Origin of the sequence: Paraburkholderia tuberum STM678, from assembly GCF_902833905.1 — a bacterium.
Lineage (GTDB): Bacteria > Pseudomonadota > Gammaproteobacteria > Burkholderiales > Burkholderiaceae > Paraburkholderia > Paraburkholderia tuberum.
In genome coordinates this window covers 1-24117 of record NZ_CADFGP010000064.1, presented here as the reverse complement: position 1 = coordinate 24117, position 24117 = coordinate 1, and the positions used below count along the sequence as shown (strand labels likewise).

Annotated in this window: 14 protein-coding genes and 5 pseudogenes; 14 read left to right on the top strand and 5 right to left on the bottom strand. The window is 56.1% G+C overall.

From position 1 onward, the window contains the following. Positions 1-400: 400 nt before the first annotated feature. The gene (locus tag HWY30_RS34470) at positions 401-1513 is read left to right on the top strand and encodes an NAD/NADP-dependent octopine/nopaline dehydrogenase family protein (RefSeq protein ID WP_167368798.1); all 1113 of its coding nucleotides are present in this window, start codon (positions 401-403) and stop codon (positions 1511-1513) included. Positions 1514-1903: 390 nt separating this feature from the next. On the opposite strand, the gene HWY30_RS34465 is transcribed toward HWY30_RS34470, so the two are convergent. The 3 genes and pseudogenes from HWY30_RS34465 to HWY30_RS34455 all read right to left on the bottom strand — a co-directional run bounded on the left by HWY30_RS34465 (position 1904) and on the right by HWY30_RS34455 (position 5004). Then, a complete protein-coding gene (locus HWY30_RS34465) occupies positions 1904-3055 on the bottom strand; it encodes a porin (RefSeq protein WP_090811265.1) in 1152 nt (383 codons plus the stop codon). A gap of 96 nt (positions 3056-3151) precedes the next feature. Then, positions 3152-3816 (bottom strand): annotated as a pseudogene (locus HWY30_RS34460) (transporter substrate-binding domain-containing protein). A 114-nt stretch (positions 3817-3930) separates the two neighbouring features. Continuing rightward, positions 3931-5004 carry an NAD/NADP octopine/nopaline dehydrogenase family protein gene (locus HWY30_RS34455; protein ID WP_090811263.1) on the bottom strand — a complete coding sequence of 358 codons (1074 nt, stop codon included), beginning with the start codon at positions 5002-5004 and terminating at the stop codon, positions 3931-3933. Between the two features lie 1107 nt (positions 5005-6111). Here HWY30_RS34455 and HWY30_RS34450 point away from each other — a divergent pair. From HWY30_RS34450 to HWY30_RS42095, 12 genes and pseudogenes are all read left to right on the top strand, one after another. Then, positions 6112-7512: an MmgE/PrpD family protein gene (locus HWY30_RS34450; RefSeq protein ID WP_090811261.1), complete on the top strand. Its 1401-nt coding sequence runs from the start codon at positions 6112-6114 to the stop codon at positions 7510-7512. A 240-nt stretch (positions 7513-7752) separates the two neighbouring features. Continuing rightward, positions 7753-7871: pseudogene (locus tag HWY30_RS43150) on the top strand (transposase domain-containing protein); the annotation flags it as partial. A 752-nt stretch (positions 7872-8623) separates the two neighbouring features. Next, on the top strand, positions 8624-9400 hold the full coding sequence (locus HWY30_RS34445; protein ID WP_090811911.1) for an ABC transporter ATP-binding protein: 777 nt from the start codon (positions 8624-8626) through the stop codon (positions 9398-9400). 74 nt (positions 9401-9474) lie between these two features. Then, positions 9475-10326 carry a transporter substrate-binding domain-containing protein gene (locus HWY30_RS34440; RefSeq protein ID WP_090811909.1) on the top strand — a complete coding sequence of 284 codons (852 nt, stop codon included), beginning with the start codon at positions 9475-9477 and terminating at the stop codon, positions 10324-10326. 49 nt (positions 10327-10375) lie between these two features. Then, positions 10376-11092: an ABC transporter permease gene (locus HWY30_RS34435; protein ID WP_279613320.1), complete on the top strand. Its 717-nt coding sequence runs from the start codon at positions 10376-10378 to the stop codon at positions 11090-11092. Beyond that, positions 11092-11817 (top strand): ABC transporter permease, encoded by a 726-nt coding sequence (locus HWY30_RS34430; protein ID WP_090811259.1) that lies wholly within the window; start codon positions 11092-11094, stop codon positions 11815-11817. Before HWY30_RS34435 ends, HWY30_RS34430 begins: the two co-directional genes overlap by 1 nt. A 312-nt stretch (positions 11818-12129) precedes the next feature. Continuing rightward, on the top strand, positions 12130-13500 hold the full coding sequence (locus HWY30_RS34425; RefSeq protein WP_090811257.1) for an MmgE/PrpD family protein: 1371 nt from the start codon (positions 12130-12132) through the stop codon (positions 13498-13500). Positions 13501-13963: 463 nt separating this feature from the next. Further along, entirely contained in the window at positions 13964-14896 is a 933-nt protein-coding gene (locus tag HWY30_RS34420; protein ID WP_090811254.1) for a LysR substrate-binding domain-containing protein, read from the top strand. Positions 14897-15921: 1025 nt separating this feature from the next. After that, complete coding sequence (locus tag HWY30_RS34415) at positions 15922-17064, top strand: NAD(P)/FAD-dependent oxidoreductase (protein WP_244145116.1); 1143 nt, start codon at positions 15922-15924, stop codon at positions 17062-17064. Further along, on the top strand, positions 17045-17401 hold the full coding sequence (locus HWY30_RS34410; protein ID WP_090811249.1) for a (2Fe-2S)-binding protein: 357 nt from the start codon (positions 17045-17047) through the stop codon (positions 17399-17401). The genes HWY30_RS34415 and HWY30_RS34410 overlap by 20 nt, the downstream gene beginning before the upstream one ends. Further along, positions 17401-18822, top strand: a complete 1422-nt coding sequence (locus tag HWY30_RS34405; protein ID WP_090811247.1) for an FAD/NAD(P)-dependent oxidoreductase — start codon at positions 17401-17403, stop codon at positions 18820-18822. The genes HWY30_RS34410 and HWY30_RS34405 overlap by 1 nt, the downstream gene beginning before the upstream one ends. A 128-nt stretch (positions 18823-18950) precedes the next feature. After that, positions 18951-19195 (top strand): annotated as a pseudogene (locus HWY30_RS42095) (dihydrolipoyl dehydrogenase); the annotation flags it as partial. Positions 19196-19953: 758 nt separating this feature from the next. On the opposite strand, the pseudogene HWY30_RS34400 reads toward HWY30_RS42095, so the two are convergent. Continuing rightward, positions 19954-21395 (bottom strand): annotated as a pseudogene (locus HWY30_RS34400) (ISNCY family transposase). 179 nt (positions 21396-21574) lie between these two features. Continuing rightward, entirely contained in the window at positions 21575-23017 is a 1443-nt protein-coding gene (locus HWY30_RS34395) for an ISNCY family transposase (protein ID WP_090811245.1), read from the bottom strand. A 520-nt stretch (positions 23018-23537) separates the two neighbouring features. On the opposite strand from HWY30_RS34395, the pseudogene HWY30_RS34390 reads away from it, so the two are divergent. Beyond that, positions 23538-23990: pseudogene (locus tag HWY30_RS34390) on the top strand (transposase); the annotation flags it as partial. Between the last annotated feature and the right edge of the window lie 127 nt (positions 23991-24117).

The following is a 24117-nucleotide window of genomic DNA, read 5'->3' as shown; positions in this document are numbered from 1 at the left end:
GGAACCCGTGTTGTAAGAAGCTCGCACCAACATACCTACGCGATCCGAGTGCCAAAACACCGTTTTGGCCTTATAACCTTTCCGCACAGATGATTGTTCAGCGGTGGTTAATACGCATTGCCTTACAAATACGTCGAGATTCGGACAGATCTAACTCAAGATGCTGGATTTGTAACGTTCGCGACATGATCTGCACTGGACGAGGAATCGCATCTTGTTCTCCTCACCACATTAACCGGTACATGAGCCGTTTAAAGAGGTGGCCTCGTTCCGCGGTGGCACGTTCGTTGCGTGCCGTCGTCGCGCTAACGCACAACTACTGATCGACGTTCAGCCTTGCATGACGTCGCAATATTGGGTGGCGTCACAGAAAACTTCTGTTTGTTTATGCGGAGATGACATGTCATTAAGGTTTCCAGTTTCAATCATCGGCGCCGGAAATTGTGGATGCGCTTTCGCGGCCGATTTGGCGAGTCGTGGATTCGAGGTTCTCCTTTACGGGAATCCAGATCATCGTCGTAATATTGATGCGATCCGAGCGAACGGTCGCTTGTTGGCTAGCATGGCTATCACGGGTGAGTTTTATCCGACTGTAACTACTGATATGGATGAGGCCGTAAACTTCTCGCGTTTTCTCGTGATTGCTGTTCCAGCATACGCGCATGACAATCTCATTGGTGATCTAAAAAATTTCGATTTGAGTCGACATGTCATCATAGTCAATAATGCCAATTTTTTTTCCCCAATGGGTTCAAGAGAGCTAAACCCGCAGGCAGTTCTAGAGACAAATTCCTCGCCCTATGCGTCGTCGGTCAGGGACGGCGAAGTCCGGATCACTGGAATTAAGAATTGTTTGCCGATTGCTGCCTTTTCGAACGCCATGGATGAGAAACAGTTATCGCAAATCACCGCGATCTTTCCGGAAAGGCTCTTGTGGTGGGATAACATTTTCGCAATTGGAATGCAGTCGAATAATGGTGTCATTCATCCTGTCGGAGGTATTTTAAATACGGGATGGATAGAAAGCACAAAAGGAGATTTTTTCTTCTATCGTGACGGGATCTCACCCTCTGTCGGAAGGGTCGTAGAGGCGTTGGACAATGAGCGATTGAGAATCGGAGAGGCTTTCGGTTTTCGACTGCCGACAGTCCTCGAGGAAATGATCGGCTTTTACGGCGGAGATTGTTCCAACTTCTCCGATTTCGCTTTCCAATCCAAAACTCATAACTCCACGAAGGTCAAAACGCCTGATCGTATGCAACATAGATATATATGTGAGGATATTCCATATATCTTGGTCCCTTGGTACGAACTCGGCGCCAGAGTGGGCATAGAGTCTCGGGCAATCAAAGCCGTGATCGAAATCGCTTCCTCCATCAACGGCGTTAACTATTTTCAAACTGGCCGTAATCTGAAGCGCCTCGGTGTAGACCACATGTCGAAGGCGGAGCTTTTGCGATTCGTAGATAGCGCGACTTTCCAATTGCCGTTAGCTTCGGCTACTAAGAAGTGACCGGATCCATCGGGTAACTTGAATCGCTTTCGGAATTCTGGAGGCCGCTTGGTTTAAGTCGATACCGGCTGCAACAGTATTGTTGAATTGCCGGTAGTAGTTTGCTTCAGCATCGTCAGGCGGGGCGGGATATGGTTGAGCAGTTCCATCACCCTATGGCAGTTGGGCGCCGAAGAAAGGGCCGACGCAGGCACGCGCTGATGCGACGAACGCGCGCCTACATGTGCAAGCGCAAACATCACTCGCAGGAGATCACCGCGGAGGCCCGGCATGTGGGTGCGCTGGTGAGGACGCTCTCCGCTTCTGTAGCAACTGGGCTGGCGCAAGGCGCCGCCCAACAGGTTCGCTCGGAACGTGGACGAACGTCAATCGAGCGATATCTGGCCCGGTTTAGAATTTATGACGCAGGCCGACGCGTGCAACCACCTGATTGCGATTCGACGATACGTCATCGGCCACCGGCACAAAGGCAAAGTCGAGAACGCTGCCAGTACGGTCACCACCGACGTGCTGATACGCACTCTGTACATAGACGTCCGTGCGCTTTGACAGTGAGTAATCAGCCATCAGCCCCGCAGTTTCGTAATTCGGCTTTAGCTTTCCAGTGGTGGCGTTGAAACCGCTCAGGGTGTACGTATACATCGCCCCGACGAAGAAGGCTGGCGTGAACTGGTACTTGCCGTTGATTTCGAAATTCTGGTAACGCAGGTTGGAAAGCGTGCCCGAGGCTGGCGTAATCTTGCCGACGTATCCCGAAGACACCGGATTGGCGACGAAGGTATTCGAATACGAAATGCCCACGTTGGCCGAACCAAACGTGTAGGTTGCCCCCGCGCCGAAGATGCGCAACTTGTTCCCCAGAAAATTTTCATCCGCAGCGGGATTGTTCCCGATTGCACCACCGGCGGTGGACGACTGGTTGTTCGCCTGCAGATAGGCGGCTTCCAGCAGCAAGCCGCCTATGACGTATTGGACGCCCATGCTGTACGCGCGATTGTTGGCGAAGTTAGTGTCGTTGCTAAAGCTGTACGTGCCGCCAAATTTAAAGCCAGCAATCTCGGAACTTGTGTACTTGACAGTATTGTTGACACGGAAGGTGTTGTCCGTGTTGTCGTTGTCGTACGGATGGGAGAACATGCCCCCGCCCCATGTGCCATTCGCCGTCGTTTGAGCCAGATAGTTGACGACGGAGTCGTACTGTCGACCGAGAGTAACCGTCCCGTATTGGTTGGATGCGACGCCGACCCACGCCTGTCGCCCAAACATCAGGCCACCCTGACCGAGCTTGCCATTATTGACATTAAAGCCGCTCTCCAACTGGAAAACTGCCTTAAGACCGCCGCCGAGATCCTCCGCTCCCCTCAAGCCCCAACGACTCCCTTGGACCGTACCGCTCTGGAGCTCGAACAGCTTGTCGCCACCGACGTTATTCGTATAGTTGATTCCTTCATCGATCAGACCGTAGAGCGTCACCGTACTTTGGGCCATTGCGGGAGCTGCGGCGGCTGACATCACGAAAGCTGCAAGAAGTTTGATTCTCATTGAGGTCTCCAAACCTTATATTCTGTGTCTCGATGCTTTTTTATGCGCAACCCTGGGTCGGGCACGCGGTCTGTTTTGCTGGGCAGTTGACGTCGATTAACCGCCGTAAACGTCGAACGTGAAGTACTTCTTTGCAATTCGGTCATACGTCCCGTCCTTGCGGAGACTGTCGATCGCACCGTTGATTGCTTCGAGCAGGGCTCTGTCACCCTTTCTCACACCGATGCTGACGCCGGGACCGAAGATGGCGGCGTCGTGGATGGCCGGACCTCGCGCGAAACCGAAATCACGACCCTGCGCAGTATTCAGGAATCCCGACTCAGCCGTCGGCCCCGAAACCAGTGCCGCATCGAGCCGCCCACCCGCGAGGTCATTCCACACCTGGTCTTGCGAAGGGTAGGGCACAATGTCAACTCCATTCGTCCAATGCTTCCGTGCATATAGGCTTCCTGTGTGCTTCCCTGCAAGACTCCGATATGCTTTTCGTTGAGCGATTCGGGCATTGCCACCAGAGCCGAGCCGTCCCTTACAACCAGCGCTTCGAAGTTGGCGTATATCTTGTGGCTGAAACCGATTGCCTTCGCGCAAATTGCATTACCCAGATCAATGTCAAATCCAACGAGCTCGCCACTTGGGGTTTTCGACTCAAATGGCGGGTAAGCGCTGTCGACTCCGAACTTAAGTTCCTTTCCATCGTACGCGAATGCCGCAAATGGAATGCACATTGCGCACAAGGCGACCAGTAGCGTTTTTATCTTCATTTTGGTTTCTCATAAACTCCAAGTCTGGATTTGCGGCATAGTACTTCTGCTTTTATTGCGTCGGTGGCGTCGGACTCGGACGCCCATCGAGCGCCGCGCCGGATGTAATGGCATCTAGGTTGGAACGGCATAGCCGTCGACCACAAGCCTCTTGAGGGTGTCGATTTGAAGCGGTCCAATCTCGGGAAGAATGTCGTTGTCCGCCACAAAGTCCCGACCGTAACAAGCGCCGAGAATTACCACGCCGCCCTCGTGCAAGGGTGCTCTCACCCCAGCCAGCTCGGCGAGTCGAAGCGTCGGTACCAACCCGAACGGCACGTCTTCGAGCACGTAGCGTGTGGCGATGTCTGTCGGGCCGAGCGGATCACTCCCTTGCCGGACCAGTTGCTCCGATATTGCCGAAAGTGAGTCACCAACCACGCCAAAAGACAGCCTGCAATGATCAAAGGTCGTTCTCACTGACTTTCCGAATGCTGCTGCAATGGTAAGTCTCTCTTGGTCTAGAGCCTCAAGGAGCCTCCCGACTGTTGGTGTCAGATTGGAGTTTTGGCTCCAGCTTTCGCCCTTCTCAATACGGGTCAAGTTGGCTAGCGCAATACCCATGTGATCTTGCGGATTAATGTTGCTGAGCGTCAGCGTCAGCATGTCGTCCTTCAGTGCGAACCGGTCTCCGAAGAGTGAAACGCAAGTGGTATGAATGCGGTGGATGTGGCGAGTTGGAAATGCGGCCATGTCGACCTTGGCGCGGATCGTGCGTACCGTGATAGCTCTCGCAGACTGAGTCTTGCACGTTAGCACCGTGGTGCTCCAAGCTGCTATGGGGATGACGAGCCCCCGCGCCGCAAGGCGCTGGGAAATGTAGAGAGCGGCAAATGAAAGATGAGCGCTGATGATTACGCTATGGTGTGCGCGGATATGAGGGATGATGCTGTCGAGGACGAATCGGTATCCGTAGGCCGGCAATGCCAAAATAATGACATCGGCGTCGCCAACATCTTCCGCTTTCCCGCAGACTTCCAAGTAGAACTCTCCCTCGACCGCTCCCTTCACGTGAAGGGGGAGTCCAGTAACGAAGTCTGCAGTCCGGGCTCCCGATGGAGACCAAACTTTCGGTTTATGTCCATTCTGTATGAGATACGCCGCATAACCCAAAGCGATTGCGCCGGCTCCCACGATTGTCACTTGCATGTACCTTCTACCTTGGAATAGTCCACTGGCCGTGCACGACCTGGGCGGTTATGTACTAAATTTCTCAGCCCAAGCCCGAACCCATCGTCTTTAGGAGAGGGCAAACGAAACGTCACGTAGACGTTCTTCGCATATGAGATAGCATCGATCTGCAAAACAACATTGAGTGTGGTGGGTTTTGGTGCTCAATGCGATGCTCTTACGTGCGAAAACACTATCGGTTGCAAGACAAGCGTTTGTCCTTGTAAAGGCTCTTATTGGCTGCATCAAACTGCGGCAGAAAAGGCACGTTCCGTCTTATCCAGTGAGAAGCAAAGCTAATGGGGCTCAGAATAGAGAGGCAAAAATCTCGTGTCAAAGTCCGGTTTGATCGTGGATGTATTCTGGGAGGTTATGGGTGCGGAGTTGCCTTTAGGGAAGCGAGCAACTCAGGCAGTTCGCCTCGCACCTTTGCTCCAAGCCATTTGTCTTCATCGTTTCAGCAACGTCTGCAGCTTGGTGATCTCCCGCGCTGGACGTCGAGATCAGTGCATCATTCGGTACGCTGCGTGTGGAAAGGGGCTTCGGTCCCGGACAAAAACGGCATCCCGTCCGTAGTGCACCGACATATCCCCGCCTCTTTCTGGCGTTTATGCAGAGACGATGTACTCGCCAATAGACCCTGCATTTTGTTAAATGCTCGGGAGAAAGCAACGCAGCGCTATAACCTTCTGGAATGTTGACGTTTGAAAATCGGACTTTGATTTTTCGACGAGACGCGCCTAACATGTCTCGTCACTCGAGTGAGCATCGGGAGGGTTGGCAGTAGCATCAGCGCACAATCGTTATTAAGGACGGTCGGGCGTCGCAGATCGGCGTAGATGTTGCCAGAGGTGGTCGGTTCGGGTTACTTGCGAAAAGCGGCATTCCGATTTTTTAGGGCAAGTACTCGCATGTTCATTGACAAAGCTTCGAGTCCCCTTGGAGACGTTACGACCCGTCCGTCGTATCCGTGGCGACGACCAAGGGCTTCCATCGGATCCCTGGGCGGTCGCACACGGTGCAATCATTTTGAACATAGATTTGTGCGTTACGCACGTTTGGTCGGTCACATAATTCTGGAACGTCATGAACAATCCTCCGCCTGATGACGAGCTTTCTCTGCAGCAAAGCACGATTCATCGTATTGCATCTTATGTCGTCGAAGCTCGCGGTAGGCGGGTGTCCGGGGTTGCCAGGGAATCTGCGCTAAAACGCATCCTCGACCTCTTATGCGCGGTGGGGGCAGGGGCTAGCGAACCAGGTGCTGTCGCGATTCGCGCGACAGCATGTAAATATCTGGGATCGGGCGATATACCGATGTGGTTCACGGGAACGGGCAGTTCGGTCGTCGGTGCTGCGTGGGCGAATAGCGCGGCTGCGTCGATGCTAGATCTCGACGACGGGCATCGACGCGCGCGCGGGCACCCGGGCGCGGCGGTCATTCCGGTGGCCTTTGCGGTTGCGGCTGAAATGGGAGCCGGGCTGGAAGATTTGATCGCGTCAATCGTCATCGGTTATGAAGTCGGCGTATCGATCGCTGCGGCCCGTACAACATACGGTACGACAGGTACGTGGTCATCCTACGCAGTTGTCGCGACAGCCGCGGCCTTGAGGTGTGCCTCGTGTAGTGTAGTCGAGCATGCGTTGGCTATCGCAGGCGAAAGCGCGCCCAATTCGTTGTTCATGAGCGCGCCACCGCTCTCCTTCCCAACACCGGAGAGCAGCGACATTAAGGAGGGCATACCATGGTCCGTAGTGACCGGGATGCTCGCGCTCGATCTCGCAGAAGGCGGGTTCACCGGTCCCCGGAACATACTTGACAGCGGTCTGCTCTATAGGTTTGCCGACGTATCGCCCCTCGGGGAGTCTCTGCATATCTGCAATGCCTACTACAAGCTCTATTGCTGCTGTCGGCACGTTCACCCGCCCTTGGAAGCCACCCTGAAGCTGATCGAGCAATATCAACTCGATGCGAAGGCGATTGAGGCGATCGACATCGAGACGTACGGCGGGGCGCTGCGCATCGCGAACCAGACCTGCCCAGCTACCCTTGTTGACGTTCAGTACAGCATCCCTTATTGCGTGGCCCTCGCCGGCCTCGCGGGACGAGAGTCGCTTTTGCCCCTCACGATAGACTGCTTAACTTACGAGGGAGTGAGCGCACTCGCCAACAAGGTCTCGCTAACGGTCGACGCCGAAATTGATAAACAATTCCCTGCCAGAACACTCGCGCGAGTCACAATCGTGTGTGGGGGACGTCGGTATGTATCGGAGGTTACCGAGCCACGCGGCGAAGCCGGTGACTCCCTCTCTTGGGAAGAACTCAAGGCAAAATACGTTGCGGCGACGCGGTTTCACGCCACTGGTGCGCAGCAAAAGCAACTGCTCGCCGCGGTTGAAGAACTGCGCTCAAAAGCTGACTTGGAGCCGTTAAAGGCCTGTATGAGTACTTCGTTCGAAAAGAGTATTGCGCGTCCGAATGCCTAAGAAGCTCTAATAATATGATTTTTGGGGGGGATAACTTCAAGGATTGAGGTTAGCCTCATCACCGTTTCGGTGATGAAATGCGTGCGAATCGGCGAGGACATCCAGGAGAAGCTCGACTACGCACCGGGTGTATTTACGTTAGAGGGACATATCGGGGACAAGTGGTATGCCGCCTCGGCTACAGGCGTGTGAGCTTCGTGCGCTTTGCCGCCGGCGAAGACGCGCGTATCGGCCGGTGGCTTACTACGCTTCGCGCAACTCAATAGGCAAGACCCGCACGCAATCTCAAGGACATCCTCACGCGCCTGCCCACGAGGGCCAAGCCCATCGCCGCATTATTGCCCCATCGCCGGCAGCCCGAGGCAAGCCAGCGCCTACCTCGCCCTTCAAGAGATCATTGGTCGCTGATGACATTGGTAGTCAAATTGCGGGCGCTCTGCCGATCGGCCGAAGGCAAACGAAAACCTTGGAACAATTTCGACCCTCAAACGAGCGTTAAATTGGATCGAAGAGTAAAAGGGGCTCAATCACGGGAGGTTCTGTGATGTGTTGGCTCCTGGAGACGGCCATTTTCCGAGGCGTGCGGCGGGTCTCCTTGACATCAGAATGCTCGCATTGCGTACGTGGTGCAAATCGTGCCAAATCCAGAACGGGTACGCGACCGAAGTCGTGGGACGCAACCTCAACATGCGCTCGTGCGACCCGCAAACGTGCCCGATGTAACGCAAGGCAGGTATAACCCGGAGGAATACCATCGTGTCTCAACTCGACTTTGACACCCAATTTGGGCATACGTATTCTGAGCTTATCCGCAATCGCTCGGCGCTGAGACGGGCGTAAATCGAGCGAACGACCGGCGGCCGCCTTTTTTCGTCCGTCGAGTGTGCTTGGCGCTTCCATCGCGTTCATTGCAGGTCCGACAGCGCAAGGCAGTACAACGTTTAATTAATATCTATAACGATAATCCTTCTCAGGTTGACGTAAATGTCAAACCTGAGATATTCAGTCATGAGGAGATGAGATGAAGGTGGTTAATGCACTTCGATCGGCGTACCAATCTGCGAGTTACGCCTTGTCAATGACCCCAGAGGCGGGCGGGACCACGATCGGCATGGTGGGCCACAAGACACCGGCTCTCGTAGCCGATGGCATATACAAAAATTATGGCGTTCACGAAGTGCTCAAAGGGGTTTCGCTTCAAGCTGAGCGGGGCGACGTGATCTCGTTAATTGGCAGTTCTGGGTCGGGAAAAAGTACGTTTTTGCGATGCATGAATCTCCTTGAGGTCCCTACCAAAGGCCGCATCGCGGTGGGGCAGTGCGAGATCAGCGTGGAAACCGACGCAACCGGTCGCGTCGTCGGGATGGATCGCAAGAAAGTTGACCAGATGCGCACGCAACTCGGTATGGTCTTCCAGGGCTTCAATTTGTGGTCCCATATGACCGTGCTGCAAAATGTGACGGAAGGGCCAGTCCATGTGCTGAAGCTGCCAAAGAACGAAGCGCGCGATAGGGCAATGGATTTCCTTGGGAAAGTTGGCGTTGCGGACAAGCACGCGTGTTACCCATCCGAGTTGTCTGGTGGGCAGCAGCAACGAGTAAGCATCGCGCGTGCGCTCGCGATGCAACCGGCTGCGCTCCTTTTCGACGAGCCGACCTCCGCACTCGATCCCGAATTAGTGGGAGAAGTGCTGAAAGTCATCAGGAAGTTGGCGGAAGAGGGGCGCACTATGATAGTCGTGACTCATGAGATGGGTTTTGCTCGTGATGTCTCCAACAAGATGATCTTTCTTGAAAGGGGACGCATTGAGGAAGAAGGGACGCCAGAAGAGGTTTTCAAAAATCCAGCATCGCCGAGATGTCGTGAATTTCTCTCGCGTGTACTTTGACTGACTTAAAACGCGATATTGAAATTCCGAGAATCGTAAAACGAAGAAGATAGGACATAGTCCAGGAGATGCTCATGAAGTTCCTGAAAATCGGCGCGCTTATTGGAATGCTGTCTGCTGCATTGATGCTCTGCGACCCTGTTATGGCCAAGGAGTACAAGAGAATCACGATCGGTACCGAAGCTTCGTATGCTCCGTATGCCTTCAAGGACAAGAGCGGCAAGATGGTTGGCTTTGAGATCGATGTAGCTAACGACTTGTGCCGACGGATGGGATTGCAGTGTGAAATCGTCGATCAGGCCTATGACAGCCTAATTCCCTCTCTTTTGTCCGGTCGGTTCGATTCAATTATGGCTGCAATTGGGATTACACCCGCCCGAGAAAAAGTTATCTCATTTTCCAGGCCGTACGTAACCACTCCGATGGTTTTCGTCACCACATCGGCGAGCGATCTAACCGCTCTCAAAATATCGCCATCAAATCTGAATTTGGACAAATTTGATGCTGATGAGGAGTCAGCGATAAAAAAAATCACCTCCGCTCTGAAGGGAAAAACCGTTGGGGTACAGGTGGGCAGCAACTTTGAGACGTTCATGAAGAAGTTCATGCCGACCGTGAGAGTTTCGACATATGACACCACGGATAACATGATGCTCGACTTGACGGCTGGGAGAATTGATGCAGGAATGGTTTCGTTCAATTTCCTCAAGCCGTTGATGGAGAAGCCCGACGGCAAGAACCTGCGGACATTTGGCCCTAGTATGACGAACGGGCCGTTCGGCAGCCGAGTGGCCGCTGGATTTCGCAAAAATGACGATCAACTACGTGCGATGTTCGACAAGGCGATCGGGGAAGCAATTTCGGATGGCAGCCTGCGCAGACTTGCCATCAAGTGGTTCGGCTTCGACAATTCGCCGAAGGAATAGGTAAGTGAATACGGTCGTTTATGCATAGCCGAACTCAATTTGATGGGGAATGAAAGTGAATATTTCAGTGCTCGCATGGGGAAGCACAGCGTGGGTTGATGAATTTGCGCGTGGCACCCTTATGACCGTTGCCGTCGCGGTGTGTTCATTTCCCGTCGGCATTTTGCTCGGCTCGGTTTTTGCCGCGGCAAAACTCTCTCGCTTCAGTTTGCTGCGTTTTCTAGCTGACGTCTATACGACGGTCGTACGCGGAATTCCCGAGCTGCTGATAATTTTTCTGGTGTTCTTTGGTGGGGATACGTTGCTCCGCTATGTCGCGAACGCTGTTTTCGGCTTCGAAGGCTATATAGAACTGCCCGTGTTCGCAGTCGGTGTGCTCTGCATCGGCATCAGTGCCGGCGCCTATGCGACAGAGGTCATACGGGCGGCGGTCATAGCCATTCCAACAGGACAAATTGAAGCGGCAGTGGCAATGGGATTGGAGCGGACAGTGCTACTTCGTCGGATTCTTATCCCACAGGCCGCGAGATTCGCCTTGCCCGGTCTGGGGAATGTCTGGCAACTGGCGTTAAAGGATACCTCGCTCATTTCCGTTGTTGGGTTGGTTGAAATCATGCGCACAGCTGCCATCGGAGCTGGATCTTTCAAAGAACCGTTTACGTTTTATCTGGTCGCCTTCGTGATTTTCCTTTTGCTTTCTTCGATTTCTAACCAGGGATTTCTGAGAGCAGAGAAGTGGGCTAACCGCGGCGTAAGGAGTCGGTGATGGATTTTCAGCTGATATATGAGTCGTTTCCCAAGCTTCTTGCGGCGGTTCCCGCGACCGTCGCATTGGCTTCCGTGTCGCTTTTTGTTGGTTTCCTGCTTGCGGTCCCAGTTGCATTGGCTCGGCTTTCACACAGTAGACTTTTGGCTTCTCTCGGTTATGGTTACGTATATGTAGTGCGGTCCACGCCGCTTCTGGTGCAAATGTTCCTGATTTATTACGGATCGGGGCAGTTTAGAATTGTCTTGGAACACCTCGGCCTGTGGGCGCTATTTCGCGATGCGTGGTTTTGTGCGATTTTAGCTCTGTCGCTGAACACTGCGGCATACACCAGCGAAATCATTCGTGGTGGTGTTCAGTCAGTACCATGGGGACAAATTGAAGCGGCGCGGTCAATTGGCATGTCGAGCGTCCTTTTATTCCGCAGAATTGTCTTCCCGATCGCAATGCGGCAAGCACTCCCAGCTTATGGAAGCGAACTTATGATTATGATCAAGTCAACGTCACTTGCGTCGACAATCACCATAGTCGAAGTGACAGGAGTGGCCAAGCAAATCATCTCTGAGAGCTACCGCCCCCTAGAGGTATTTCTGATAGCTGGCTGCATATATCTCAGCATGAACTTTCTTATCAGCAGAGTTATATTCATGATCGAAAGGCGGATTAGTCCGAAGAGACGCGATCGCGGCACGTTCGGATCTTCTGCTGCAGCGGCCATGCATTAAGCACTTCGGTACGGTGTCCGTCGCCCATGAACGCATCAACAGTTCGACGACGTAGAAGTGGCCTGACGGCACGAACCGACATTGTCCCGTTACGGGCGGCTTCGTCCGGGTACACGAGGGTAGTTGGCCCTTGTGTACAGCTTTTTTCTCATGGCCGACGGCTTGATGTTTGAAGAGTGCCCCGGCTGCGTCGATTATGGCAGGCCGACAGCAAAACGGGATCGTGGGTGGACATCGCGGTGTTGCGCATTAAAGTGTCACTTGCAGCCAACTATCAAGTTCGAAATGTTCAATTGATGTTATCGAGGCACCATGACGACTAATGTGATCGAGGACGAGCGTTATCCCCAAGGCGGGATCGTCCAAAAATTTTCCGCTTATATCGTGGAGGCGCGGGAAAATCGAGCTCCAGAAGAGTCGCTGGAATTCGCGCTCAAATGTATCCTGGATCTGCTCAGTGCTGTTGGCGCTGGAGTTGGGCAGGCGGCGGCCCTTGCGATCCGAAAGACGGCTCACGAAACGCGACCTCCTGGCGACATTCCTATTTGGTTTACGGGAGAGACCAGTTCCGTCATTGGAGCTGCTTGGGCAAACAGTGCCGCCGGTTCTGCGCTAGACCTCGACGATGACACGCCGGCATCTCGGGGCCATCCTGGCGCCGCCGTCATTCCAACAGCCATTGCCGTTGCCAAAGAGACGAAAGCCACCTTGGGAGAGCTATTAAATGCGATTGTCATCGGTTATGAAGTGGGTACGGCGATTAGCGCTGCGCGCGCCTACGGAAGTAGTGGTACTTGGGCGCCTTATGCGGTCGTCGCAACGGCTGCGGCGCTTCGCCGGTCCTCCCGCGAGGTGATTGAACACGCTTTGGCGATTGCTGGGGAAAGTGCACCCAATCAGTCGTTGGCGAGCGCTCCCGCTCCCCGAAAACCGCATCCCGAGCCAAACCATGTCAAGGAAGGCATCACGTGGGCTGTCGTGACCGGCTTGGAGTCGCTTGCATCAGCGCAGAACGGATTTCACGGCGCCCGCAATATCTTGGACGCAACGCGTTACTACAATTTTCCGAACGATCTAGACCTCGGTTCTTACCAGTACATTCGCACGACAGGCTTTAAGCCGTATTGCTGTTGCAGGCATTTACACGGTGCGCTTGATGCATTAATCGAGCTGATCAAAGAACATCGGTTAGTGGGTCGAAGTATCGACAGGATTGAGGTCGAAACATACGGGCCGGCCTTACGCATTTCGAACTGGAAAGAACCTAGAGATATAATGGATGTTCAGTATAGTCATCCATATTGTCTCGCGTTGGTCGCGCACTACGGTCACGAGGCTCTGTTGCCACTGACTGGCGATGTCCTAAACAATCCCTCTGTCACTGCGCTTTCACACAAGGTGGAGCTTTCGCTAAGTCCGGAGCTGGACAAGATCTATACGGAAAGCGGCATGCTGCCGGCCCGTGTCACGGTCACATGCGGGGATCAGCGCTTTGTTTCACCTGTAACCTTCCCGAAGGACAACGGTCTTCCGTGGGATAAACTCGAGGATAAGTTTCGACAGGCCACGCGTTTCGTTGCCACTCCCGAGCAGCAGAACATTGTGGTCGGGGCCATTTCGGACGCCAGACGAGGCGACATGCGTGGTTTGACGGAAAGCTTGTCGGAGATCCAGTTCGTTTAAGAACGGTATTTGTGTAGCCCGCGTAGTTCGGAAACTCATCGGTCATCGATGTAAGAAATGACAAAAATGTCTCCGCTTGTTGAGGATCGTCCGCAAGCTGTGGCTACCGGTGCATACAGCGAGCGAGTTGCATTGTCTACCCGGCATCCAAGGAGCTGAAAATGGGTTGCATATGGAAGTGACTGCTAGCAGGGACGCTCAGCGGTGCCGGGTAAACGCTGCGACCGTCAGAACAAGCGTTCTTCACAGCTTCAAAAGGACAGATCGGCGACGCGGGCTACATCGGCGTAGACAAGCGCGAGGAAACCAGGAGGCTCGTTTACGAGCCGAATTCCCCGAAATGAGCGCCGATTCGATTCGTTATCCGGAAATTTCGACGCCTGTTCTTCTGCATGCCGAACGGGCCGCACATTAATCAGCATTTTCCTAGTCTAGGAATGACATTAGAAAAAGCAGCCGGCATATGAAAAGACAAATTCAACTACGGCAGATAGAGGCATTTAAAGCTCTCATCGAGCAAGGCACGGTGAGTCGAGCGGCCGAGGTTCTTCACGTGACCCAACCTGCCGTGAGCAAACTGCTAGTCCACCTTGAGGAGGAGACAGGTCTTCTACTGTTCGAACGAGTTAAAGGCCGACTAACTGCGACGGCACAAGGCATGCGCTTGTACGGTGAAGTCGATCGAGTATTTGCGGGTCTAAGACAAATTGAAGAGGCGATCGCAATCATCCGGCGGAAGGACATGAGTCACTTTGCTATCGGAGTGCTTCCAGAATTATCCGGATCATTCATCAGGCGGGCGACGATGATGTTCCTCTCTCGGTGTCCAGACGTTCGTCCGACGATCCATATGCGAGCGTCCAACATTGTGTCGGATCGCGTCGCCACGCGTCAGATGGACGTTGGATTCACAACGAGCTTGATGAGCAGCCCAAATTCGGTGGTGACGCCTATCATGGAGAGCCCGTTAGTTTGCATCATGCCAAAAGGACACCCGCTGAGCCAACTTGAATTTATCACCCCCGAGCATATTGAGGGAATCCCTTTTATCGGATATGCGGCAGATAACCGAACGACCAGTGCTTTCAATGACGCTATCCGTTCCTACGGCGTCGACCTCAACGTCGTGTTAGAAAGCGAAACTACGCCCACCCTGTGTGAATTCGTCTCGGCGGGACTGGGGATTTCCTTGGTACATCCCCTATCTGTCATCGACATGAGCTGTCGCTTAGATATCAGGCGGTTCAAGCCCGATATTCCCGAGTATTTTCATTTCTGTCATGCGAGATTGGCGAAAAACATCGAGCGTGTTCAGGAGTATGAACGATGCGCTAAACAGGTTGCGGAAGAGGCGTGGACGGAGATATTCGGTGAGTCGGCGACAAAGCAAACCTAGCAGAACGCTGAAATTGATCATCGTACTGATGAGTGCACTAAATAGTGCGGGATGCCTTATGCGGGCATGAAGACGAAGCGTTCGCGAGAAGACGGATTGAGGGCGCTCAGACCTGGCAAACATGACTGCCGGCCGGGCAGTGGCTGATTGAATCATGACCTTGCCCCTGTTTGGCGAATCCCATAGCTGAGAGATTTGCGCGGCTCGCCCCTCTTGGGCGGCGAACCAGTTTTTCTCGAACGTCATGGGGCTGACGTAGTCGAGCGTCGAGTGTGGTCGGCGCGAATTATACAACGCCGTACGCTTGCATTCGACTTTGGGGTATCTGTCGCCCGTTGCCTACGAGGCGAAACCGACAGTGAAAGAACCTATCTGCCTGTCCGAAATAACTTGGCCACTACAGAACGGCCTTGATTCCGCGTCGGCTTCAGTTGTCATTTGCCACTACTGCATGCTGACCTGTGTTTGGGATAGCATGAACACGGGATCGTAGGGGCTTACGTTGAGCGCGCGAACATCCCGTCACCTTCTTCAGCGTGCGCACCGTTGCTTGCCGAATGCTCCCGCGATGCTCGCCAACCAAAGCCTTGCTCGATTGAGTTGCCTTTTTTTCTGCGGGATGGCGTAACCCAACTGGGGCGTTTGTCTCGACCACAGCCGAACGCCGCCACAGAAGTTTCGTTGGCTGACTAAATTCGCGGTCAGCTACGGCCGCCTAACACGGTCCATTGATCGTATCGCCTTGGCAATGAAGTTATGCGTTGGGACCAATCATGGAGTGTGGCGTCTCGTTGCTGGGTTTGGGGCTCTTGCGAGCGCCCGTGCTGCCGAGATTGTTGTCGTGATGGAAGCGGTCGTCGCACTCTATTCTCGTATTCCACGGGCACGCGAGCTCTATCGCCTACCGGGGGCGCCCGCGTTTTGGACCATAACCGCTGAGAATACCTCGTACCTGAAATTCGACTTTGACGCCTTGCTGTGACGATCATAGAGTTAACCAAAATCATTCAGGAAAAGAGGCGGGCTTGATACGCGAAAACCATGACGTCGTCATAGTTGGCGGCGGTGTTGTCGGCTGCGCATTGGCGCACGGGATGCTAGGGCGAGGGAAGCGTGCGCTTGTGCTCGACGGGGGTGATTGCGACCCGCGCGCGTCGAAAGCGAATTTCGGTCTTGTCGGCGCATACGGGAAGGGATATGGCGCGCCCCGCTACCAGCAGCTGTCACGCGAGAGCGTCGCACTTTGGTCCGCTTTCGCAGCAGCGCTGCACGATGAAACTGGCATTGATGTCGAGTATGAAAACGATGGCTGCTTGCGCTTTTGCCTAAGCGGAGCGGATTTTGAAGAGGAAGCCGAATTCCTCGCGAGCTGGAATGCGCAAAGCCCGAAAATCGACCCGTGTTCGCGCATGATCGATCGATCGGCATTAGAAAGGCTGCTGCCTGGTACACGGCTCGGGCGGGAAGTGGTGGGGGCTGGAATTGGCGTTGCCGATGGCCATTGCAATCCGCTTAAGCTGTTGCGGGCGCTGCAGCAAGCCATTGAGTTACGTGGCGGCACTCTAGCTGGCAATCACACGGTGTCGAAGATTGAGCCATGTCCTGACGGTAGTTTTCGTGTTCATGTGCAAACCTCGACAGGTCCGCGTTGTTTCGAAACGGGACAGTTGATCATTGCGGCCGGGCTTGGTTCCACAGCTCTGGGGGCAATGGTGGCGCTCGACGTCCCGTTGCGTCCCCTGCGTGGCCAGTTGCTGGTCACTGAACGGCTCGAGCCAATTCTGCGCCTCCCCGCTAGCGGCATTCGCCAGACTCGCGACGGTACAGTAATGATAGGTGTAAGTCATGAGGAAGTCGGTATGGATCTCGGTACTACTACCTTCACCGCTGCCAGGATGACAAAGCGAGCCCTACGAATTTTGCCGGACCTTGCTATGGCTCGCCTTGTTAGGCATTGGGCATGTCTGCGCATCATCACCCCGGACGAGCATCCGGTATACGCACAATCTTCAACGTACCCTGGTGCTTGGATCGCTCTCTGTCATTCCGGCATCACCCTCGCGGCGGTTCATGCTGGACCAGTTGCGGATGCTCTCGCGCGCAACGTACTGCCAGAAAACTTCGAGTTCTTCCATCATAGGCGCTTTGATGTTTCGCAAGTTATCTAATCCCGCCGAGGACGCCGTGGTCACGGTATCGATCGACGGCAGGCGTGTGAACGCCGAGCGAGGCGAATCCGTGGCGGCAGTCCTCTTGCGCGAGGACAACCCCGTCGCTCGCACCACGCCGCGAAGCGGCAGTCCACGCGGACCTTTTTGCATGATGGGTGTGTGCTTCGAATGTCTTGCTGTCGTTGACGGTGTAGCGTCCACGCAGACCTGTCTGACGATCGTGCGCGACGGGATGCGCATCCAACGCCAACACGGTCGCCGCAATCTCAGTCAGGCGATCGCTGAGTCAGAAGACGGTAGTGGCGATCTTCGGAGTGGTGAGGTGCATTCGTGATGCGAACGTTCGATATTCTGATTGTAGGTGCAGGACCTGCCGGCATGAGTGCCGCAATACGTTCTGCTCGTCTTGGAATGACCACGATCCTCGTAGACGAACAGCAGGCACCTGGCGGTCAGATATGGCGCGCCATCGAAGAAAACGTCCGACGTGGTGTTCATCAAGGGTTAGGCGCTGCGTACAGCGCAGGCGCGGCAGTGGTACAGAACTTTCGCGAATGCGGTGCGCACTACCTGCCGGAGACCCGTGTATGGCAGATCGAGCGAGCGCCTAGCCCAGGGAAACCGGCCGGTTCCGGGGAGTGGATTGTCTTTTTGAGCCGCGCGGATGGCGCCGAAAGTATTCGCGCGCGCCATGTGTTACTAGCGACGGGCGCACAGGAACGGCCCATGCCTTTCCCAGGTTGGACGCTTCCGGGTGTAATGACAGTCGGCGCCGCGCAGATTCTGCATAAAAGCGCTCACCAGATACCCGATCAACCCGTCTGGATAGCCGGTAGTGGTCCATTGCCACTGCTCTACATGACCCAGCTGCTCGACGCCGGCGGTAGGATTGCAGGTTGGCTTGACACGACTCCCCGCGGCGCCCTCCGTCGGGGCCTTCCGACTCTACGTGGTGCAGTTGACGGCTGGCATGATCTCCTTAAGGGGCTACTGTGGTCGGCAAGATTGCGCGGGAGGGGGTTCCCCATTGTTCGAAACGTCAGTAGCCTTCGCGCTTTCGGTATCGGCCGTCTTGAACAGATTGTCTATCGCACCGAGAACGGGCTGTCGGGCGATGTGGCTGCCGACATTCTTCTGGTTCATGAAGGCGTCGTGCCGTCTATCCACTTCACTCAGGCGATGGGATGCAGCCATCGATGGAACGAAGCACAACTTTGCTTTGAGCCCGAAGTTGATACGTGGGGTGAAACCAGCATGACTGGTCTCTATGTCGCAGGCGACGGCGCCGGCATCGGCGGCGCGAAAGCCGCGTGCACACGCGGTGAACTTGCTGCTACCGGCGTCGCGCTTTCCTCGGGCGCACTCTCAGTCGAGCGCGCAAGCGAGCTTGCAGCGCCGCTGCATCGGCGGCTCGGACATGAGCTGGCGATGCGGCCTCTGCTTGATTCGATCTATCGGCCGCGTACGGAGATTTTCACGCCGCCCGATGAGACGATTGTCTGTCGCTGCGAAGAGGTAACCGCTGGCGATGTACGGCTGGCCGCGCAGCTCGGCCAGCCGGGGCCGAACCAGCTAAAAGCGTTCACGCGCGCGGGCATGGGCCCGTGTCAGGGTCGTCAATGCGGCTACACCGTTGCTAATTTGCTTGCATCTGCGCAATGTCGCTCCGTTGCTGCGGTTGGTTTCCAACGCGTGCGGCCCCCACTAAAGCCGATAACGCTCGCGGAGCTCAGTGCACTTGAAGAGTCGTCATGAGGGCGTGTGGGCATGCCTCGGAGCTCACGGCATGGCAATAAGAGAGCGTGGGTGCGGATGTTTCAGGTCCCGGGAAGGTGGAGCGTGTCGCGAGACTAATCGGATTTCCCCCTTTCTGAGAAGCGTGCGCCGCCGATCCTGGCATGAAGATAGTGCTAGTCGAACGATATTCGGCGTTGCGCTGCGTGTGCCTGAACGTTGATGTAGTCGATCGGAGGGCGCCGCTGCACACCGCGCTCGTCGTCGAAGTTGCCGAGGTGTCGCGTGACGCTAACTTGGAAGTCACCTTAAGAAGCTGACGGGCGGGTTCGCCGGGATGGCGAAGGCGCACAAGGTCGAAGTCGTGACGGGCGTCGGCGCGTTCGTCGATCCGTGTATCACATCTGGCACGCCTGTCGGAGCCGGTACCCGTCAGTCGCGATCGATCTCACGGATGAATGGCACACGGAGTTGCTTTACCGCTCGGACTGCGGCTCAGGACGTCCGGTTCAAGTTGCCGCAGAAAATATCGACGTTGCCGTCTGCCGCACTCGTACGCAAGACGACGGCGCAGTCGGGGTATGCACTACGGCGAGAGCCGAAGGACGGTACCTAAGAGAATTTGAACGCCTGAGAACGGAGCATAGCTATGCGGTTTCTATGCTGATGGCACAAAAACGCGCCGGAGTTTAGCTATGCGGCGTTCGTCCGTGAGGTTTCGAGCGGAGCAATCGTATACGGTCAGAGCACCTCAGGAGCATTGATATACGGTTGTGGTGCCGTCGACGTCAAACCGCATATTCATGCTCCGGCGCACTCATGGCACTTTCGACGGCAGACCGCACATTTATACTCCGGCGCACTGTTTGATCACAACTGACGGGGGCGCGGGAAAACGACGACTCCGCCTAAAGTCTCTACGAAACAACCTCAGCGCGTCTTGTTCCATCTAATGCACGATTTATTTGTCGAAAGGCCCCGATGTGGCGATATCAGAATACATTCGGTGGATTTTGGGAGAATTCCATAGCAACTTTGCCCAGGTACGACATTACAGCTTTGCCGTGACATCACATGTCGAGGCCAGATTGAAATGTCGGGGTTCCAGCAAGATACAGATGTCGGGGTTGAGGGTCGGTTTTGGGTGGTGGGTTAGGGTCGTTTTGCAGTCCTTTTATATGTCTCTGGAGGGGTTTTTAGCACCGAGCCTCCCGGGTTCTGGTGTGTCCCCATGACTGCCGCATTCCAGTCCTCGAGCGTGACTTCGCGCTGCTTCCTCGTGCCAGGCAGCCGCGCCTTCGTACGCACGGGTTCACCGCGGTTCGTGCGTGACGGTGAGCCGGATATCCGGCGGTTGTCGCGCTGCGCCTGCAGTGCCTGGGCTACCTTCAGCGCATGACCAAGACGCTTGTGCTCCACCACCGCGCCCTGGTCGATCTCGGCAAGCTTGTCGTACTGGACACAGGGCAGCGCGACACCATCGGCGCGGATCTCGAGGCGTCCGTCCGGATACCCCCCACGTCGATGTAGCGGTGAATCAGCCTGCGGTTGGCCGGCGTATCGTCAAGCAGCCAGATCACGCGGTCGTTCAGCAGCGTCAGTGAATCCGAGACCTTGCGCAGAACCCGCCAGGTCAGGATCGCGTCGAGATTCTCGTCGGCGCGCACGGGTCGATGCGCATCGAAAGCGCTGCGTGGCGGCTTCGCAAAGCGCGCGTTTTAGGCTGCCATGTAGGCGGGCGCCCAGGTGTTGGCGGCCTCGATGGTGCTGATGCCGCGCAGCCGGAGCTCCTTGACGAGCCGATCCTGCAGCGTCAGGTGGGCGCGCTCGACGCGCCCCTTGGCGGGGCTTGAGTTCGCGCAGAACGTGTCGATGTTCAGCTCGTACAACGCCCGGCCGAACTGCGTGACACCTTTGCCCGCTGTCTCCGAGCGTCGCTTCACGTAAAAAACGCTGGCCCTGTCGCTGTAGAACGCCACCGGCTTGCCATGCTGCTCCAGATACGCGCGCGTCGCCTCGAAGTAGCTGAAGGTCGATTCGGTCGCCGTGAAATGCAGCATCATCAGGCGGCTCGTGGCGTCATCGACGTACACCAGCAGCGTGCAGGCCGGCGCCCGGTCCTCGAACCAGCGATGGTCGCTGCCGTCGATCTGCACCAACTCACCGAAGCACGCGCGCCGGGCCCGCGGCTGGTAGACCCTGGGCGGCCGGTCCTTGCGGGGAATCCACAGACCGGCGGCCATCATCAGCGCGCGCACCGTCTCGACTGACAAACTGATGCTGTGGCATTCCCGAAGCTTCTCGCACGCCAGTGTCGGTCCAAAATCGGCATAGCGCTCGCGAATGATCGCCAGCGCGCGTCGCGCCACACCGTCGGACAATTGATGGTTGCCCGCCCGACCGCGTTTGCCGGAGACCAGTCCGGCAACGCCTGCGGCCTGATAGCGCAGCACCAGGCGCTCAAGCTGACGCACGCTCAACGCGAGCCGGTCCGCGGCCTGGCCCGGCTTCAGCCGCCGCTCGCAAACGGCCTGTACCACCTTCAACCGGTCCAGCTCGGTCATCGACATGGTGATCGTCCCAGATGCGTTCATGGCCGGCGCTCCTTAAGGAATGCTGGCCACCAGCCTGAACCCGCAAACACGACATTTCAATTTAGCGGAAACGCGACATCTGAACTTTGGACTAACATTCGATGTCGAGGCTATTTTGAAATGTCGGGGTTCCAGCAAGATACAGATGTCGGGGTTGAGGGTCGGTTTTGGGTGGTGGGTTAGGGTCGTTTGGCAGTCCTTTTATCTCTCTCTGGAGGGGTTTTTAGCACCGAGCCTCGCGGGTTCTGGTGTGTCCCCATGACTGCCGCATTCCAGTCCTCGAGCGTGACTTCGCGCTGCTTCCTCGTGCCAGGCAGCCGCGCCTTCGTACGCACGGGTTCACCGCGGTTCGTGCGTGACGGTGAGCCGGATATCCGGCGGTTGTCGCGCTGTGCCTGGATCGCCTGGGCGACCTGCAGCGCATGACCAAGACGCTTGTGCTCCACCACCGCGCCCTGGTCGATCTCGGCAAGCTTGTCGTACTGGACACAGGGCAGCGCGGCACCATCGGCGCGGATCTCGAGGCGCCCGTCCGGATACTCCCACACGTCGATATAGCGGTGAATCAGCCTCCGGTTGGCAGGCGTATCGTCAAGCAGCCAGATCACGCGGTCGTTCAGCAGCGTCAGTGAATCCGAGACCTTGCGCTGAACCCGCCAGGTCAGGATCGCGTCGAGATTCTCGTCGGCGCGCAGGGGCCGGTGCGCATCGAAAGCGCTGCGTGGCGGCTTCGCAAAGCGCGCGTTGTAGGCCGCCATGAAGGCGGGCGCCCAGGCGTTGGCGGCCTCGATGGTGCTGATGCCACGCAGTCGCAGTTCCTTCACCAGCCGGTCCTGCAACGTGAGGTGGGCGCGTTCGACGCGCCCCTTGGCGGGGCCTGAGTTCGCGCAGAACGTGTCGATATTGAGTTCGTACATCGCGCGGCCGAACTGCGTGACACCTTTGCCCGCTGTTTCCGAGCGGCGCTTCACGTAAAAGACGCTGGCCCTGTCGCTGTAGAACGCCACCGGCTTGCCATACCGCTCCAGATACGCGCGCGTCGCCTCAAAGTAGCTGAAGGTCGACTCGGTCGCCGTGAAATGCAGCATCATCAGGCGACTGGTTGCGTCGTCCACGTACACCAGCAGCGTGCACGCCGGCGCCCGGTCCTCGAACCAGCGGTGATCGCTGCCGTCGATCTGCGCCAGTTCACCGAAACACGCGCGCCGCGCGCGTGGCTGGTAGATCCTGGGCGGACGCTGCCGGCGCGGCACCCACAGGCCGGCGGCCGTCATCAGGTGCCGCACGGTTTCCTTTGACAGCACCAGCCCATGGCATTCACGCAGCTTCTCGCAGGCCAGCGTCGGCCCGAAATCGGCATAGCGCTCGCGAATGATGGTCAACGCACGCAGCGCCAGACCTTCGTCGAGCTTCCGGTTGCCCGGCGTGTCACGTTTGCGCGAGGCCAGTCCCGCTGCGCCCGATTCACGATACCGCGCCACCAGCCGCTCGACCTGGCGTACCGTCAGGCCGAGCCGCTCCGCGGCACGGCCGGGTTTAAGTCCCATGTCCACCACGGCCTGGATCATCTTCAGACGGTCGAGTTCGCGCATGTTCAGTGTCACAAGTGTCACGGGCTTCATGGATGGCTCCTGCAGGGCTGCAGTGAACCGCCAGCTTGCCAGTGGTTGCAAAACACGACATTTGTATCTTGCTAGAACACGACATTCTCATATTGCCGCTACATTCGAAATGTTGATAATTTAATTTATGTCAAATTCGGGATTTCTGTCCTCGTGCATATCGATCGCCGGTCGGTCTGCATAAAACTTAGTCCCACTCTTTTCGCAATTTTGCTCTCAGCTCTGGACGTGCGGAGTACGTCGGCGAGAGAACCGCCTTTGGCGGCATGGCGTAATCGCGAGTGAGATGTCGTTCGAGCTTCGAACATGACTTCCACTAGAATTACATCTTCTCACCCGCCAGGAATAGATGATGATTCGAGCCTTCGTCTCGTACTGTCATGCAGACGAGCAATATCGCGCAGAACTCGAAAAACACCTTTCGTTGCTGCGGCGACAGGGGGTGGCCCCCGGCGTCAGACTACTTGTCGTGTTATCTGAATCTTATAGACATGGTCCGGGGGCGGTAAAATCAGGGTGAATGAAAGCCTACTCAGCAGAAAGAAAAGAAGCGCTGGTGCGTCGCATGATGCCGCCGGAAAACGCGTTGGTCTCAGCGCTGGCCAGAGAAACGGGGATTACCGAACAGACGTTGTACACGTGGCGCCGACAGGCGAAAGGACAAGGGCTGGCCGTGCCGGGCGATGGGAAGAATCCCGAGGGATGGTCTTCGGAAGACAAGTTTGCAGTAGTGCTGGAAGCCGCCCCGCTCAACGCAGCGGAGCTGGCCGAGTACTGCCGGCGCAAAGGACTCTATCCCGAACAGATCGCGGCGTGGCGAGCGGCCTGCCAGGCAGCCAACGCGAATGCCACCGAGCAGGCACGCGAGCAGCGCCACCAGTCGAAAGACGACAAGCAGCGCATCCGGCAGCTCGAGAAGGAATTGCAGCGCAAGGAGAAGGCGCTAGCGGAAGCGGCGGCGCTGCTGATTCTGTTAAGGCTTGTTCGACGCCTGCCCTTGTGTGCCGACGCGTGAGCGCACGACGACGCATGCGGGCAGGCGTTGGACAAGCCTCGAGGGAGGAAACCGCGGAGTGGACCGATGCGGCGTGAGCTTGAGC